The sequence below is a fragment of the Thermaerobacter composti genome (assembly GCF_033582035.1).
Classification (GTDB): Bacteria; Bacillota; Sulfobacillia; order Thermaerobacterales; family Thermaerobacteraceae; genus Thermaerobacter; species Thermaerobacter composti.
In genome coordinates, this window is sequence record NZ_CP132508.1 from 2,243,876 (window position 1) to 2,259,927 (window position 16,052).

At 61.0% G+C, this 16,052-nt stretch carries 13 protein-coding genes; 2 read left to right on the top strand and 11 right to left on the bottom strand.

The window, feature by feature from the left end:
• The first annotated feature begins 280 nt into the window (after positions 1–280).
• Together Q5761_RS12425 and Q5761_RS12430 are read left to right on the top strand one after the other, a co-directional pair.
• Entirely contained in the window at positions 281–523 is a 243-nt protein-coding gene (locus Q5761_RS12425; protein ID WP_413084596.1) for a cupin domain-containing protein, read from the top strand.
• 39 nt (positions 524–562) lie between these two features.
• Positions 563–901 (top strand): cupin domain-containing protein, encoded by a 339-nt coding sequence (locus Q5761_RS12430; RefSeq protein ID WP_413084501.1) that lies wholly within the window; start codon positions 563–565, stop codon positions 899–901.
• A 255-nt stretch (positions 902–1,156) separates the two neighbouring features.
• On the opposite strand, the gene Q5761_RS09125 is transcribed toward Q5761_RS12430, so the two are convergent.
• From Q5761_RS09125 to Q5761_RS09175, 11 genes are all read right to left on the bottom strand, one after another.
• Positions 1,157–2,629, bottom strand: coding sequence for an IS1182 family transposase (locus tag Q5761_RS09125; RefSeq protein WP_318750326.1), 1,473 nt, complete (start codon positions 2,627–2,629; stop codon positions 1,157–1,159).
• Between the two features lie 232 nt (positions 2,630–2,861).
• On the bottom strand, positions 2,862–4,334 hold the full coding sequence (locus Q5761_RS09130; RefSeq protein WP_318750326.1) for an IS1182 family transposase: 1,473 nt from the start codon (positions 4,332–4,334) through the stop codon (positions 2,862–2,864).
• A 185-nt stretch (positions 4,335–4,519) separates the two neighbouring features.
• Complete coding sequence (locus Q5761_RS09135; RefSeq protein ID WP_318750353.1) at positions 4,520–6,136, bottom strand: IS1634 family transposase; 1,617 nt, start codon at positions 6,134–6,136, stop codon at positions 4,520–4,522.
• A 183-nt stretch (positions 6,137–6,319) separates the two neighbouring features.
• The gene (locus Q5761_RS09140; RefSeq protein ID WP_318750354.1) at positions 6,320–8,050 is read right to left on the bottom strand and encodes a CocE/NonD family hydrolase; all 1,731 of its coding nucleotides are present in this window, start codon (positions 8,048–8,050) and stop codon (positions 6,320–6,322) included.
• A gap of 36 nt (positions 8,051–8,086) precedes the next feature.
• Positions 8,087–9,715: a carbon-nitrogen hydrolase family protein gene (locus Q5761_RS09145; RefSeq protein ID WP_318750355.1), complete on the bottom strand. Its 1,629-nt coding sequence runs from the start codon at positions 9,713–9,715 to the stop codon at positions 8,087–8,089.
• 302 nt (positions 9,716–10,017) lie between these two features.
• Positions 10,018–11,298, bottom strand: a complete 1,281-nt coding sequence (locus Q5761_RS09150; RefSeq protein ID WP_318750356.1) for an ABC transporter substrate-binding protein — start codon at positions 11,296–11,298, stop codon at positions 10,018–10,020.
• 82 nt (positions 11,299–11,380) lie between these two features.
• Positions 11,381–12,079 (bottom strand): ABC transporter ATP-binding protein, encoded by a 699-nt coding sequence (locus Q5761_RS09155; protein ID WP_318750357.1) that lies wholly within the window; start codon positions 12,077–12,079, stop codon positions 11,381–11,383.
• On the bottom strand, positions 12,036–12,827 hold the full coding sequence (locus Q5761_RS09160) for an ABC transporter ATP-binding protein (RefSeq protein WP_318751639.1): 792 nt from the start codon (positions 12,825–12,827) through the stop codon (positions 12,036–12,038). Before Q5761_RS09160 ends, Q5761_RS09155 begins: the two co-directional genes overlap by 44 nt.
• Positions 12,828–12,833: 6 nt before the next feature.
• A complete protein-coding gene (locus Q5761_RS09165) occupies positions 12,834–14,111 on the bottom strand; it encodes an ABC transporter substrate-binding protein (protein ID WP_318751640.1) in 1,278 nt (425 codons plus the stop codon).
• Between the two features lie 76 nt (positions 14,112–14,187).
• Positions 14,188–15,180, bottom strand: coding sequence for a branched-chain amino acid ABC transporter permease (locus Q5761_RS09170; protein WP_318751641.1), 993 nt, complete (start codon positions 15,178–15,180; stop codon positions 14,188–14,190).
• 14 nt (positions 15,181–15,194) lie between these two features.
• Positions 15,195–16,049, bottom strand: coding sequence for a branched-chain amino acid ABC transporter permease (locus Q5761_RS09175; RefSeq protein WP_318750358.1), 855 nt, complete (start codon positions 16,047–16,049; stop codon positions 15,195–15,197).
• Between the last annotated feature and the right edge of the window lie 3 nt (positions 16,050–16,052).

A 16,052-nucleotide genomic window follows, 5' to 3' on the forward strand; every position in this document is an offset into this window, starting at 1 on the left:
GCTTGGAAGGGAAACGTGGGAAGGGGCACGGCCGCTGTCCCCATCGGAATCGGGGTGGCCCTTCACCGCCTATGGTTTGTTGCGTCGATGATGCCCCGCGTCGAATTCAGGGATGAGCAGAATCATCCCGGTTCGAACATGCTTTTGGCACCAGGACACGTACGATGTAAGGAGGGTAACGCCCATGCCCCTCTTCCGCAAGGGTACGGTCCCCGCGGAATATGTTACGCCAAAGTACTCCCGGGCGTTTGGTTCGCTGGTCACAGGTGAGCATGTGGAGATGGGGGTTTTGCGTTACGGACCTGGTGAGGGTGCCGTGGAGCATAGTCACCCTCAGGAGCAAATGATGTATGTCTTGCAGGGCAGGCTTCTCGTGCAGATTGAAGGTACAACCCACGAATTGCTGCCCGGAGATCTGTGCCATATGCCCCCAGGCGTTCCCCACAGGGTGACAGCCCTGGATGAAGAGGTAATCGTACTGAGCTGCAAGAATGTGATTGGAGGTCAAGGTCACCGCATTTAGATCCTTTGACGACCTGATCCTGTGAAAGGAGTGTCCTTTATGCCGGTGTATCGCCTTTCGCAATTGCCAGTGGGAAACATCGGATCGGCGTATTCTACCGCCCAAGGCCCCGTCGTCCTTGGCCAGCATCTTGAGTTCGCCCAGGTTCACTATCAGTCTGGGAAGGGAGCAAGGCCTCATCGCCATCCTCATGAGCAGTTGATTTATGTTGTCGAAGGACAGCTCTGGGCACGGGTCGGAGAGGAAGAGTTTGTTGCCGAACCCGGGGACATTATCCACGTACCCCCAGATGTTGAACATGAGGTTATGGCAAAGGGTGGGCCCGTAACTGCAATAAGTTGCAAAAATCTTGTAAACGGTCAAGGATCGCCTCGTTAACTTGATCCCCAAAAGGGGCGCCCCCTGCAGCGACGTTTTCTGCAGGGGGCGCCCCTTTTGGAGCGCACGAAAGTGGCATTGGGCCAAAACCACCGACCCACCACGGCTGCTATGAGACCGGTTCAGTCGAGAGTTCTGAAAAACCGGCGGAAAGCTCAACCCATGGGGCCGAAGGGGGTTGCCAACGATTGGATGGGATACGTGGCACTACGGGTGATCGGCGCTGCAAGGTGGCCCGGCTTGCTACGGACCCGTTCAAGCGGCCGCCCACTCCATGGCCCGCCTCTTCCCATGTCCACTACCACGTGCGTCTTGCAATCGCCGAGCCATCTTCTTGGCGTTGAGCACCAGGCAGGTGAGCAGCACCTGAATCGCCGTCCGTTCCCGTCCCCGGTAACGGCTTCGCCCGAGGCCGTGCCACTGCTTGGCCTCCCCAAAGGTGCGCTCAATGACCGTTCGCACCCGCAAGGCCCGTTTCAGCCCCCGCGGCCGGTTCGCTTCCGTACCCGGATGCCAGTACAGCACCTTCCGCGTCTGGCTCCGGCTCAGGCAACGCCCCGCCCGGGGGCAGCCGCGGCAGGCTCGCTCGGAAAAGTACACCAGCCACCCCCCGCGCTGGTGCGGGCTCTGGCCGATGGAGCGGTGGCCCTCGGGACAGATCCACTGCCGGCGGCGCTTGTCGTACGTGAACCCTTGCTTGGGCAGCCTTTGCCTTTGCGTCCGCTGGGGGATGTACGGACGGATGCCTTGCCGAACGAGATCCTCCCTCAACCTCGTGGCGTCATACGCCTTGTCCGCCACCAGCCGCCGTGGCCGGAGCCCCTGGACGCGCGCTTGTTCCACCAGCGCCGGCGCCCCTTCGAGGTCGCTCGCGTTCCCCGCCGTCACCGTCGCCGCCAGCACAAAGCCGGTCTCATCCGTCGCCAGATGCATCTTGTAGCCGAAAAAAGGCTTCTCCCGGCGCTGGTGTCCCCAACGCGCCTCCGGGTCCGCGTAGCTCGCCACCCGTTCGTCCTTCAGCACCCGCTCCACTTGCTTCCGTACGCGTCGCACCGCCGGTGCCTTCGCGGCTTGCCGCGACGTGATCGCCGCCAGCAAGGCTTCCGTCCGTTCCTGTTCCGCTTGCAGCAGCTGATCCTGATCTTCATAGGTCGCGTCCGGCACCGGCTCGGCCAGCGCCTCCAGTTCCTTCGCCACCGGCGGCGCCGCCTGCCGGACGGCCTGGACCAGCCGCTGCCGCCCCTCCCGCAAAAGCTGCACCCGCGTGCGGGCGGCCGCATGGGCCACCACCGGGCTGGAGTCCATCACCAACCAGCGGCCTTTCAGGCATCCCTTCGCCCGCGCCTGCTCCACTAGCCGCTGCAGCAGCCGCTGCCACCGCTCCTCCCCCAACCGCTGCCGAAACCGCACCAGCGTCGTGTCGTCGGGAATCGCGTCCTCCCAGCCAAGGCGGCAGAAGTAGCGATAGAGGACGTTGTAGCGCAGCTGCTGGCAGACCTGCACGTCCGACAGGTTGGCCCACACCGCCAGGAAGAGGATGCGCACCAGCTGCTCCGGCGGATACGAAGGCCGGCCTTGATCGGCGCTGTACAGATCGGCCGTCTCTTCCTCCACGAACGAGAAATCGACAGCCCGGTCGATGTCCAGGAGGGGATGGTCCGCCGGCAGCATGTGGTTGAAGAGGATCTCATCGAAGAAGTTCCGCTGCTGATCCAACCGTCCCAACATGGTGCACCGGCCCCGGTTTCGGTATCGTCTCCATAGGGGTTTTTCGCTTTGCGTCCTGCCAGTCCTTGCCGAAAAAGCAAAGGAGTTTTTCAGAGCCCTCTTGGCGAGAGTTCTGAAAAACCGGCGGAAAGCTCAACCCATGGGGCCGAAGGGGGTTGCCAACGATTGGATGGGATACGTGGCACTACGGGTGATCGGCGCTGCAAGGTGGCCCGGCTTGCTACGGACCCGTTCAAGCGGCCGCCCACTCCATGGCCCGCCTCTTCCCATGTCCACTACCACGTGCGTCTTGCAATCGCCGAGCCATCTTCTTGGCGTTGAGCACCAGGCAGGTGAGCAGCACCTGAATCGCCGTCCGTTCCCGTCCCCGGTAACGGCTTCGCCCGAGGCCGTGCCACTGCTTGGCCTCCCCAAAGGTGCGCTCAATGACCGTTCGCACCCGCAAGGCCCGTTTCAGCCCCCGCGGCCGGTTCGCTTCCGTACCCGGATGCCAGTACAGCACCTTCCGCGTCTGGCTCCGGCTCAGGCAACGCCCCGCCCGGGGGCAGCCGCGGCAGGCTCGCTCGGAAAAGTACACCAGCCACCCCCCGCGCTGGTGCGGGCTCTGGCCGATGGAGCGGTGGCCCTCGGGACAGATCCACTGCCGGCGGCGCTTGTCGTACGTGAACCCTTGCTTGGGCAGCCTTTGCCTTTGCGTCCGCTGGGGGATGTACGGACGGATGCCTTGCCGAACGAGATCCTCCCTCAACCTCGTGGCGTCATACGCCTTGTCCGCCACCAGCCGCCGTGGCCGGAGCCCCTGGACGCGCGCTTGTTCCACCAGCGCCGGCGCCCCTTCGAGGTCGCTCGCGTTCCCCGCCGTCACCGTCGCCGCCAGCACAAAGCCGGTCTCATCCGTCGCCAGATGCATCTTGTAGCCGAAAAAAGGCTTCTCCCGGCGCTGGTGTCCCCAACGCGCCTCCGGGTCCGCGTAGCTCGCCACCCGTTCGTCCTTCAGCACCCGCTCCACTTGCTTCCGTACGCGTCGCACCGCCGGTGCCTTCGCGGCTTGCCGCGACGTGATCGCCGCCAGCAAGGCTTCCGTCCGTTCCTGTTCCGCTTGCAGCAGCTGATCCTGATCTTCATAGGTCGCGTCCGGCACCGGCTCGGCCAGCGCCTCCAGTTCCTTCGCCACCGGCGGCGCCGCCTGCCGGACGGCCTGGACCAGCCGCTGCCGCCCCTCCCGCAAAAGCTGCACCCGCGTGCGGGCGGCCGCATGGGCCACCACCGGGCTGGAGTCCATCACCAACCAGCGGCCTTTCAGGCATCCCTTCGCCCGCGCCTGCTCCACTAGCCGCTGCAGCAGCCGCTGCCACCGCTCCTCCCCCAACCGCTGCCGAAACCGCACCAGCGTCGTGTCGTCGGGAATCGCGTCCTCCCAGCCAAGGCGGCAGAAGTAGCGATAGAGGACGTTGTAGCGCAGCTGCTGGCAGACCTGCACGTCCGACAGGTTGGCCCACACCGCCAGGAAGAGGATGCGCACCAGCTGCTCCGGCGGATACGAAGGCCGGCCTTGATCGGCGCTGTACAGATCGGCCGTCTCTTCCTCCACGAACGAGAAATCGACAGCCCGGTCGATGTCCAGGAGGGGATGGTCCGCCGGCAGCATGTGGTTGAAGAGGATCTCATCGAAGAAGTTCCGCTGCTGATCCAACCGTCCCAACATGGTGCACCGGCCCCGGTTTCGGTATCGTCTCCATAGGGGTTTTTCGCTTTGCGTCCTGCCAGTCCTTGCCGAAAAAGCAAAGGAGTTTTTCAGAGCCCTCCTTGGCTCGACTTTGACACCGTGATCCTTGAAAACCCTTGAAACACAAGGCTTTCTTGGGCACATGGGGGCCGCGTACCACTACACTACCCGGCGGGGGTCGTCTCAGGACGTGGCAGCGGTTGTACGCGGGCCGGGGGCCGCAGGCCCACGGCCTTGAAGGCCTCGTAGGCCTGCCCGACCAGCTCGGTGCGGGTCAGGTAGGCCTCGCCGTCCAGCTCCACGGCCACGGCGTGCAGCTGGGAGAGATCGTGGAGCACGTCCTCGTAGCTGACATCGGGGTTTTGCTGGCGGAGCTTGCGCAACAAGAGGCTCTCCAGGACCAGCGCCAGGAAGCAGACCATGACGTGCCCCCGCACCCGCCGCTCCGTCCAGTGGAACATGGGCCGCAAGTCCAGGGCAGACTTGAGGGTCCGGAAGGCGCGTTCGACCCGCCAGAGATCCTTGTACGCCCGCACCACGGCCTCCGGGTCGAGGTCGGTGTTGGTCCGCAGCAGGTACTTGCCGTCGTAGCGGGCCGCCCGCTTCACGGCATCGGTGTCGACCACCAGCGCGCCCTGGGGCAGGGCCTTGAGGTAACGGGCCAGGAGACGGTTCCGCAGGAGATCCTTGGCTTGGCCGCGTTCGATCCGCTGCTTCAGGTGCGCGAGGACCGCCTCCCGAGCCTGGCGGTCGTGCTCGGCCTGGAGGGGGTTGTAGCAGAGCACATAGCGCTGGCCTTGGTGGGTCACCTGCTTGATCTGGAGCTGGTCGTTCACCTTGCGATATCGTCCCGGCTGGCTCAAGACCGCCTCGGCCGCCCGGTGCCGGCGCAGGGGCATGCCGACGATGTACTCCATCCCGGCCTCCTCGATGGCCTGCAGGATCCGGCGGCTGACCATGCCCCGGTCGGCGACGAAGATCACCCGGCGCAGGTGGAAACGCCTCTTGAGGGCGTCCAGGACGGTCTCCACCGTGGCCTTGTCGGCGGTGTTGCCCGGGAAGACCTCGTGGGCGATGGGGTAACCGTCCCGGGTCATGAGCACGCCCACCACCAGCTGGGGCCGGTCCGGGCGCTTGTCCCGGGAATAGCCGTAGGCGGCCAAGCCCTCGGGCCCCCGGCCTTCGAAGTAGCTGGATGTACAATCCCACATGACTACGTCGACCTCGGTCCAGAACAGGTCGCGGGCCCGGGCGAAGAGGCGATCCTCGATGGCCTCCTTATGCTCGGCCAACACATCCAGGGCGCGGTAGTAGTGGTGCAGTTCCAACTGCTCGGCTTGGGGCCGGTAGACGCCCTGAAGCCACTGGCGCACCAGACCACGCTTGGAGCAGGGGTCGGTGAGACGGTTGAGCACCATGGTGAAGACGGCCTCGGCCACGTCGAAGGCGAGCTGACGATCCTCCAGCAGGGCCTCGAAGGCCTTGTCCAGTTCGGCCTCTCGCCACAGCCTTTCGAAGATCAGCGCCGGTCCCCACTGCTTGGACCAGCGGACGTTCAGGCGCTCTGCCTGTTCTTCGAGCCGGCGCCAGGTGCTCTGAGAGAAGCGGGCCAGATTCTCGATGAGGGCATCGAGGCGGCCGTCCTGGAGGTCCTCCAGCCGACCCAGGGTCGCCACGACCCGCTGGCGGACGCGACCGTCCTGCCGCACGTTCTCCACGAGCTGGAGGTAGGTGCGGGTGGAGCCGTCCTTGTTCTTGAAGGTTTTCCGCCGAACAAACATGGCACCGTCATGATACGACATTGTTGCCTATATTTCAAGCGTTTCACGAATCAACGTGGCACTACACTTTTGGGCGCAAAAGAAGGGCCGCCCGCAGGAAACCCTTGCGACACGGGACTTCCTTGGGCGGCGTGGCACCGGAAACACCCCAAAACTGTCAAACTCGAGTCAGTGGCCGACGCCCTAATTGGGAATTACAGGCAACAAAAGGTACGACGGCCGCGAAGCACCACCGTAGACCGTTACCTGGCCACCAAAGATCTCCAAGCGGCGATCCCACGGATCCTTATGCACAAAGGGACCGGATCCACGGAAGCGGCCAAGGGTTTCCAGCTGGCCGGTTTCTCCTTCTCGTTCAAAGTCTCGGCCTTGGATGGTAAGGGCCAACCGGTAACCAGGTGGCACGACGATGGAGGTCGGCCAAATTTCAATATCCAGTTCGTAAATCTCGCCAGGCGTCAGGGGCTGGTACTCGTCGTGGGAATGGTATGGACGCCACTCCCGGCTCAGATCAGGATCCAATTTCCTGTGCGACGCCCGCAACCACCCCTGAGCGACGGGTGCAGCGGGCTCGACGGCCCCTCGGAAGGTGACCTCTCGGCCCTCGGGGTCAAACAGGCGAAGAACCAGGAAAAGGTCAGCATCCGTGGTCGACGACGAGATGAAGACCTTGGCCGCAACCGGGCCTGTGATCTCCGTTTCCTTCTCAAAGGGAGGCGTCCAGAAAGTGATGCCTTGACCCATGGCATGATACGTCGCGTGGCTCTCCTTGTGCGGAATCTGCCCCGATAACGAACTGTTGGCCGGGTCAAGGTACCATTTCGTCCACTGGGTTCGGGCCAGAGGCCATTCCCACTCCTTACGAAGAACATACTCCTCACCAGGATACCGGACGTTAAGCCAAACTGGGGGCTCCCGATCCCAGCCGTTGTCAATTCCCTTCAGGAAGTAATCAAAGAACCTACGCTGGAGATTCAAACCATAGTCGGTATAAAAGTGGGTCCAGTGCTCTAAACCATGGATCTCCAACCACTTTTTCTTGGATGCCGCCCGGAGGAAGGCCTCCACATTGCCCCGTAAGTGCAGACCATGGCCGCCCCAGTTGCCACACGAAAGGAAGGGCACGACCACCTTGGACCAATCGGCGGAGCGTTCCCTGTACCAAGGCCCGTCCAATTCCCGGGCTAGAGCTTCGAGGTACGGATCCATGCGATTGCGAGCCAGTTCGTCGTCAGACAACGTCTCGTCGCCGGCTACCAGCAGCCCATTATATGGATTGCGATAGCCCTTCCGACCGACCCCGTATTGAACAGGGATCACCTGATTTTTAAACCATGTGGACGTAAAGGAGCTCAGGATACCGCCATGGCGATGCCAATCGCGGTAATAGTCGGCAGCCCCTTCCCACGGACACATCGCAACCAGGTGGGGAGGTTGTAAGCCGGCTACCAGCCATTGATTGATCGCCAGATATGAAATTCCAATGAGACCCACCTTGCCGTTGCTCCACGGCTGCGTCCCTGCCCATTCAATGCAGTTGTAATAGTCCTTGGTTTCCCGGGGCGAAAAAATGTCGAGGACACCCGGGGATCGACCGGTTCCCCTGGAGTCAACCCGCACACAGACATATCCTTGCGGCACCCATTTTTCCGGATCAACGACCTCCCAGTTGGCATACTTGCATGATGAGCCTGAGGCCACCTCGGGGAAATCCCGAATCAAGGCCTCCCACTGGTCGCGGTAGCCCACTTGAAAGGGCAGGGCCTTGGCATAAGGTCCGTACGACAGCAATACAGGATACCTACCGTCAGCGCTCGGGCGGAACACATCGGCCCGTAGCACCACCCCATCGTCCATGGGAATAGGCACATCCCATTCGACGTGCATGTTCTTAAAGATGACCGACTGGGCCATGGCGCAACCCTCCGTAGGCGCACAAACTTTTAGGAATTACAGGTTCAGGTTGTGAGCCCAGGCCTCCCGTATGTCCTGCGCCAGGGCGTGGGTACCGGGAACGATCCATTTATGCCGCGCCACCGGGAGCAGACAATACGCACCGACCCCTTGACGCCGGCCTGGGAACGTTCGTCCGAGCACAGTGCCCGCCGGGTCAACAATCATGGACTCTCCTCCCGGGATCGCCGGGGCTGCCGCGGCAACATACACCCGGTTTTCCGCGGCACGCGTTCTGGCCAGATCTTCAACCCATGAGGACGTGAGGTCATGGGGCCATAACAGTAGGTCGGCGCCTTGTAGGCTCGCACTGCGCGCGACCTCAGGAACAAGCATCTCTGCGCCCTGAATGATGGCCAAGTTGCCCCAGGGCGTGGGAAAGACGGCAGGCTCGGCGGGTCCCATGCGATAGCCGGCCCGCTGTTCCTCGGATTCAAGGTGACCTTTACGGCTTACCCCAAGCACCCGTCCCTCATGGAGCAGCCATGCCGTACGGTAACGGCCCTCGGCCGTGGTTTCGTCGCCGGTGACCACGAAAAGCACCGGGAACGATCGGGACAACTGCAGCAATTCGCCGCTGGGTTGTCCTGCGACAAGGCCGGGTGAAAAGAGGAGGACCGCTGCCCCCTGAACCACCATGTCCGCCACGAGACGCCCGATGCGGGACCAGGGTTCTTCCGGCGGCAATTGCAGCACGGCCACAAAGGGGGCTTGCTCAGGCGCGGGATCAGAACCGGTCGCCGCGCTGCTTAATTGTAGGTAAGCACCGGACCGGCGAACCGCCACCGGATCCAACCGGTCTGCCACCGGCCGTCCTGGCCCCGTCCCTTGCAGGTGATCGCCTTCGATGGGGATGGCTGCCGTTACGACCTCGGGTTGGTGGGTGCTGGCCATGACCACCACCTGGCCGTCGGGGTCGAAGATGCTACTCTTGCCACAGTAGACGATGCAGTCCGCTTCCATGCCCACCTTGTTGGCGGCCACCAACCAAGCTCGGTTTTCTAAAGCCCGGATTTTCATCATGAAATCCGGCTGGGCGTTCGGTAGATGGGCAACAGACCGTCCACTGGTGACCCAATTGGTGCTGTCAACAAGGAGCTCGGCCCCCGCCACGGCCAAGGAGCGCGGGATCTCCGGGGCACGACCATCGCAGCAAACGAACAACCCCACTTTGATGCCGTCGAGCTCGGCAAGGGCAGGCTGCGCGCCACATTGGAACCAACGGCCGTCAAAGTGCCACAAAAACATCTTCGCTGCAGTCACCAGGCGCCGACCGTCACGGTCGAACAACACCACGCCGTTGGTCAGCTCGCCAGCGCTGCCTGGCAAGGCAACGCCACAGGCAATCGCTACATGGTGTTGGCGTGCCCGGTCGGATACTGCAGCCAAAAACTCGGCCACCGTGGGGGCCCCGGCTTCGCGTAGGTAAGATTCCAACCCCACGTCCTGGCAGGGTGCCAAGTAGTAGGCCGGATAAGCGCACTCGGGTAGCACCAAGAGGTCGGGCCGGGGCTCCGTCGTCGCCGCGCGATCGATCACGTCAAGGAGGTAGCGAGCCGCATCCTGCGCCTGCTCTAGGGAGAAGGCGGGCGTCTGCAGGGCCGCCACCCGAAACACAGAGGTCATGAGCCTTCCTCCCGAGAACCCAGTTGCCGGGGACGTACCCGGCCGCGTCACCCACGGGGTCCAACCGCGGTTTCATCCCAGCGCTTCGAAGTAAACAAGGGCCCGCCGAATCGGTGACCCGCTCGATCTGCTCGATGCCGTCTCCGCCTCTCTTGCCCTGGCGCCTAACCTTGCCCCGCGGCTTGTATTCACGCCACAGAGGGCCAAAGCCGGGACGGTGAAGGAGCGAGTTCGACCCAGCGTGGATCGCCGTGTTCGACGGGCCCCACTCTATCGCGAACCTTGCAGTGCCGGCGCGGCCGTTACTTCCCGTATCCCTGATAGCTCTCGGAGTAAACCGGCTGCTTCAGGAAGTCATCCGGGTTGTATTTCCAGAACTGCGAGACCCGCGGGTACGTTTGCAGGACGACGTTCCAAATCCGTCCGTATTGCTGAAGTTCCTGGGGCACATAGACAGTCTTACGGATGTACACGTTTTGGATGGGGTTGCCGTATTCGTCCATTTCCATTGGGCCCAGCGGTGAGTTATCCAACTTGACGCTGCGCACGGAGTTCAGAAATTCGTCCGTATTTTCTACGTTGCCTTGGACTTGCTCAATGGCAGTGGTCAGCCATTGGCCAGCGGTGTAGAAGGCCGCTGCCATATACGAGGGGAGAACCCCGTACCGCTTAGCATACGTTTCCACAAATTCCTTGGTCGCGGGATCATCGCGCCCTTCGGCGTAATGGCCAAAGGTGATGATGTCCAATCCCGCATCCCCATGGACATTGCGCAGGTTCGACTGGTCGGTTAAGGTCTCGTTGCCGATGAGGGGCACCTTGCCTTTCAGCCCCAAGGAAGACCACTGTTCCAAAAAGTGAACGGCGTCAGCACCGACCATCTCGACGAAGACCGCATCGGGATTTTCCGCCTGCACCTGGGAGAGGTACGGGCTATAGTCGGTCGTCCCCAGAGGCGCCCAAAGCTGCTTGACGATGGTGCCCCCGGCCTCTGTGAAGGTGCGGGCGAACCCGCCAACGGTTTCATAGCCGAAGGCGTACGCGTTGCCGATGGTCATCACCCGACGATAACCCTGTTGGTAGGCCCACTCGCCCGCTGGGTGGGTCGTTTGGCTCGATGTCCATCCGGCAACCCGGACCACATATGGACTGCGCTTCCGTTGGGTGAGATCGTCAGCCGACACCGTGGGCAAAAACATCGGCACCTTCTGCCCGATTAGATAAGGAGCCACGGCGAGGCCTTCGTTCGCCAGGTAAGGGCCGACGACCATTTGAACCCGATCCTGTTCGACGGCCTTTCGGGCCTGGTTCACGGCCGTATTTGGATCCGACGCCGTATCATACACGATCGTTACGACCTTGCGACCCGCCACCGTATCGCCGTGCTGTTCCCACCACAGGTTCCAGCCGTTGATCATGTCCCGCCCCGAAGATGCAGCGGTTCCTGTCTGCGGGGCAAGCAGGGCAACTTTAATTTCACCCTGCGAAGAAGGTTGACCACCCTGCTGCTGCGATCCACCACCCGACTGACCTTGAGAGCCACATCCGCTCAAGATCAACACCATCAACATCGACAGAAGCACAGCCCATCCTGCTGTCCAGTGCCACACCCGCGGCGACCGCATGCCAAGGTCCCCCCCATCGCGCTCACTTTTTGACCCAACCTTATACGCCCAAGTGCTGCTGCCGAACCTCGTGGTTTTCGATCAGGTCGCTTGGTGTGCCCTCAAAGACGATGACACCCTTGCTCATGACGTAGACCTTATGCGCAAGTTTTAGTGCCAGGGGAAGGTTCTGCTCCACCAGCAACACTGTCAGGCCTGAACCAGCAAGGCGGGCCACCGTGCGCCCTACCTCCTCGACGACTAGTGGAGCCAACCCCTCCGTCGGCTCGTCCATGAGCAAAATACGAGGGTTCGTCACCAGAGCCCGGGCGATGGACAACATGGACTGTTCGCCGCCGCTAAGCTGTGAACCGTAGTGGTTTACCCGGTTCTTCAGCTGCGGAAATAACTCGAAAATGGCGTCAATGGTCCACCCTTCCGGTTGGGCACGAGATGCTACACGCAAGTGTTCCATCACCGTCAAGGACGGGAAGATGCGCCGGCCTTGCGGGACAAGCCCCACACCCGCGCGGGCAATTTCGTGAGGCGGTAACCGCTGAATCTCTCGTCCTTCCAGCCGGATCGTCCCGCGGCGGGGCGGTGTCATGCCCATGATCGAGCGAATCAACGTTGTCTTGCCCACGCCGTTCCGGCCCACAATGGCCGTAACCTGGCCCCCCTCAACGGTAAGGTTCACACCGTGTAAGACATGGCTTTCACCATAATAGGTGTGGACATCTTCCACTCGCAGCAGGCTCATAGCGTCCCCCCAAATAAATCTCTTGTACATAGTCGTTCTCCCGTATCTCCTGGGGAGTCCCCGTCGCCACGACTTTCCCATGGTGTAACACGGTGATATAGTCGACCAGTTCAAACACGACGTTCATGTCGTGCTCCACCAGGATGATGGTGGTCTCTCGAGGTACGCGCCGCAAAATATCTAAAACAAGCGGCACATCCCCCGGTGAAAGTCCCGCCGCCGGCTCATCCAACAACAAGAGCTTCGGTCGGTGAACGATGGACAGGAGGACTTCGATTTGTCGCTGTTCACCGTACGATAGGTGTCCCACCGGCACATGCGCCTTGGACACCAGACCGATTTCCGTTAAAGACTTCTCGGCTTGCTCTTCGAGTTCCCGATAGTGCGCACGATGTCGTAAGCACTGAAGGCGGACACGAGACATGGCTTGCAATGCCAAAATGACGTTCTCGATAACTGTTAACTTCGGGAATAACGTTGTAGCCTGAAACGTTCGGCCGATGCCGATGATCGCCCGTTGATGAGTTGGTAAGTTCGTAATGTCTCGGCCCTGAAACACCACCTTTCCAGCACTGGGGCGTAATTCGCCCGCTATGACATTAAATAGGGTGCTCTTGCCCGCGCCATTTGGACCGATGATGGCGCGTCGTTCACCAAATTCGACGTTGAGCGATACCTCATCCAGGGCTCGCAATTCGCCGAACCGTTTACTGACGTTATGCAGGCTTAAAACCGTGGCCTCACCCATCACCCATTACCCTCCACAGGCATTGCACTCGGGTACACCGCGATTGTACACGGGACGCTGGAGATACTCCTTCGGATCATAGGTCCAGAACTGGGAGACGTTTTGCACAACGTCGATGACCGTGTTTTGCAACTTGCCGTTCACCTGTTCGACCTTGCGAATATATACGTTTTGGATGGGGTTTCCGTAATTATCAAACCGATACGGACCCCGGGGCGTTTCTGAAAGTTGGACGGAGCGAAGCGCCTTCACCACGGCGTCAGGATCGCTTACATCGCCCCTGAGTTGCTCCAACGCTTGTTGCAGCACCAGGCCAGCAACGTAGGTGCCCTCAGAATAGTACGAAGGCACGTGACCGAAGGCCTTGGTGTACGCTTCGACAAACGCCTTGTTGGCTGGTGTGTCCAAGGCCGCACTGTAGTGCAACGCCGTGACGATGCCAACTGCTTCCGGTCCAGTCTGTTCGAGGGTACTTTCGTCGGTGGTGTTGCCTTGAGCAATCAATGGTGCCGTGAGTCCAAAGCGCTTATACTGCTGGATGAATTGGATCGCGGCCGAGCCCGAAAAACTGGCGAACACGGCATCGACGTCCTTGGGAATCTGCGATAGATAGGGCGAAAAATCCGTCGTGTTGAGCGGCGTCCAAATGACCTTTACGACCTTGCCTCCGGCCTCTTGGAAGGTCTGCATAAACCCGCCGACGCTCTCCCAACCGAAAGCAAAGTCGTAGGCAATGATCGCCACCCGCCGATAGCCTAGCTTCTTGTAGGCATAATCGCCAAGCACGTGGGTGGTTTGGCTGCTCGTCCAGCCGGTACGGACAACGTACTTGGGGATCTTCCGCTGGGTCAGGTCGTCCGCAGAGACGATGGGATAAATGGACGGAATGCGAACGCCGTCGATATAGGGTACCAGTGCCAAGCCCTCTGCCGCGGAGAGGGGTCCGACGAGCAGGTGCACCTTTTCCTGTTCCACCAGCCGCCTGGCCTGGGTCAGGGCCACGTCCGGGTTACCTTGTGTGTCCGCGGTGACGACCTCCACCGGCCGTCCCGCTACTTGGTTGTTCACTTCCTTCAGCCAAAGTTCGAATCCCTCTTTCATGTACTGGCCCGGTGCAGCAAATACGCCGGTCAACGGCACCAGCAGACCAATTCGGATCGGCTCACCCGCTGCGCTGCCCGATTCCGTGCCTCCCGAAGATCCGGATGGACTTTCAGGGTTTCCACCCGATTGGCCCGGTCCTTGGGCAGGTTGTCCACCGCAGGAGGCTAAAAGGACCGCCATGACCAAAAGAGCGGCTATCCACCGTACGTTTTTGATAAACCTCCGCACTTTCGGCAACCCCTTCTCGATCCCCAAATCAATCTTTCGCGTGAAGGGCTACGGGTTCAGAATTCGCTTTCTTTTCGGAAAAAAGCTGGGCCAAGCCGCGCATCCGTCTTACCAAGCCCGACAGTCCATCGGGTGCATACATGACAACCAGCACGTACACGGCGCCCAAAATAATCTGCCAGCGCTCGGTGTAACCGCTGATCGTATTGCTTAGGAAGGTAATGATGCCCGCCCCAGCCACCGGTCCCAATATGGTGCCCGATCCCCCCAAAATGACCATGATGAGAATCTGCGTTGAAACGGCAAGCGACAGGTTGGCGGGACTCACAAATAGGTTGTAGTACGCGAACAGGACGCCAGCGATTCCAGCAAAGGCTGCGGCAATCAAGGAGGCGGTGAATTGATAGCCCCACACGTTATAGCCGAGGGCACGCATCCGTCGGGGTTGCTCCCGAATACCCTGCAACACCAAACCAAAGGGTGAATGAGCGATCAGCCACAGAAGATACAGGCAGATCAACATCACCACGAGGCTGAAGAGATAGTACTCGGCGCTCCCACTGAGATCCAAAGGCCCAAGCCGCGGGCGCATGAATCCTGAAATCCCGTTTTCACCCCCGGTGAGCGACACCCATTGGAAAGCTAACCCCCATACCACTTGGTTCAAGGCCAGCGTAATAATAAGGTAGCTGACCCCGCTACCACGGAGGGCAACGGCCGCAAATAACGCGGCCACCACCACCGCCGCCACAATCCCGGTGATTAAGATCACAGGGAATGATTCGATGTGCAGCCGAGTCGTCAGCAGTCCAACCGAGTAGGCACCCAGACCAAAGAAGGCGGCTTGGCTGAAGGACACCATGCCCGTCCGTCCCACCAACAAATCCAAACCGGCCGCGGCGATCCCGAAAATGAACGTTTGGGTCAGGAGCGACACGAAATACGGCGGGAGGCCAGCAAAAGGCAGGACGGCCAGGAGGATGACACCGATGATCAACCCCAGCAGGTGCGTCCAACGCATGGCGGTCACCTCCTTTACCTCCTACCTAACAAGCCCCGAGGACGAACGGCCATGATGATCGCGACGGGGACAAAGATGGTGAAGTAGGAGAGCTGCGGAAATAGCGCTTTGCCGAAGGCGTTAACCAAACCCACAATGATGCTCCCAAGGTACGCCCCAGCAAGGCTACCCATACCGCCCACAATCACCACGGCAAAGGCTAGGGGCAGCAGCTCGGCGTCCAGCCCCGGATAGGCCGCCGTGATGGGCCCCCCCAACACACCACCTAACCCCGCCAAAAAACTTCCCAGCGCAAAGACCAAATAGAACGTCTTGTCGACATCCACCCCGAGGGCTCGAAGCATCTCTTGGTCGTCGACGCCCGCACGAATGATCGCGCCAAGCAGGGTGTAACGAACAAGAAGACCGAGGAGAATCGCCACGACCGCGGCCAGTCCGATCATGGCCAACCAGTATGCCGGGAATACCACACCGAACAACTGGACCGAGTGGGCCAGTTCAGGGGGCGGCGGGACGGAACGGGGATCACCTCCCCAAATGGCCAGCACAACATCCGCCAGGATGATGGAGAAACCGAGGCTAAGAAGCACGGTGGTGAGCTCCTGAGTTCGGTACCGATGGAGAAAGCCCCGGTAGATGACGAGCCCGACGATCATGATCGCAATGCCTGACACCAGGGCAGCCAACCAGAAGTTGACCTTGTTTAGCAGCATCGTAAGGCCAAGGTAAACGCCCAGCAGGTACAAGGCTGTATGGGCCACGTTGACGACGCGCATGAGCCCAAAAATCAGTGTAAACCCGCTCGCAATCATGAAAAGGAGCGCCCCGTACGCAAGACCACCCAGAACGTTAAGCCAGTAAAAGGACATGGG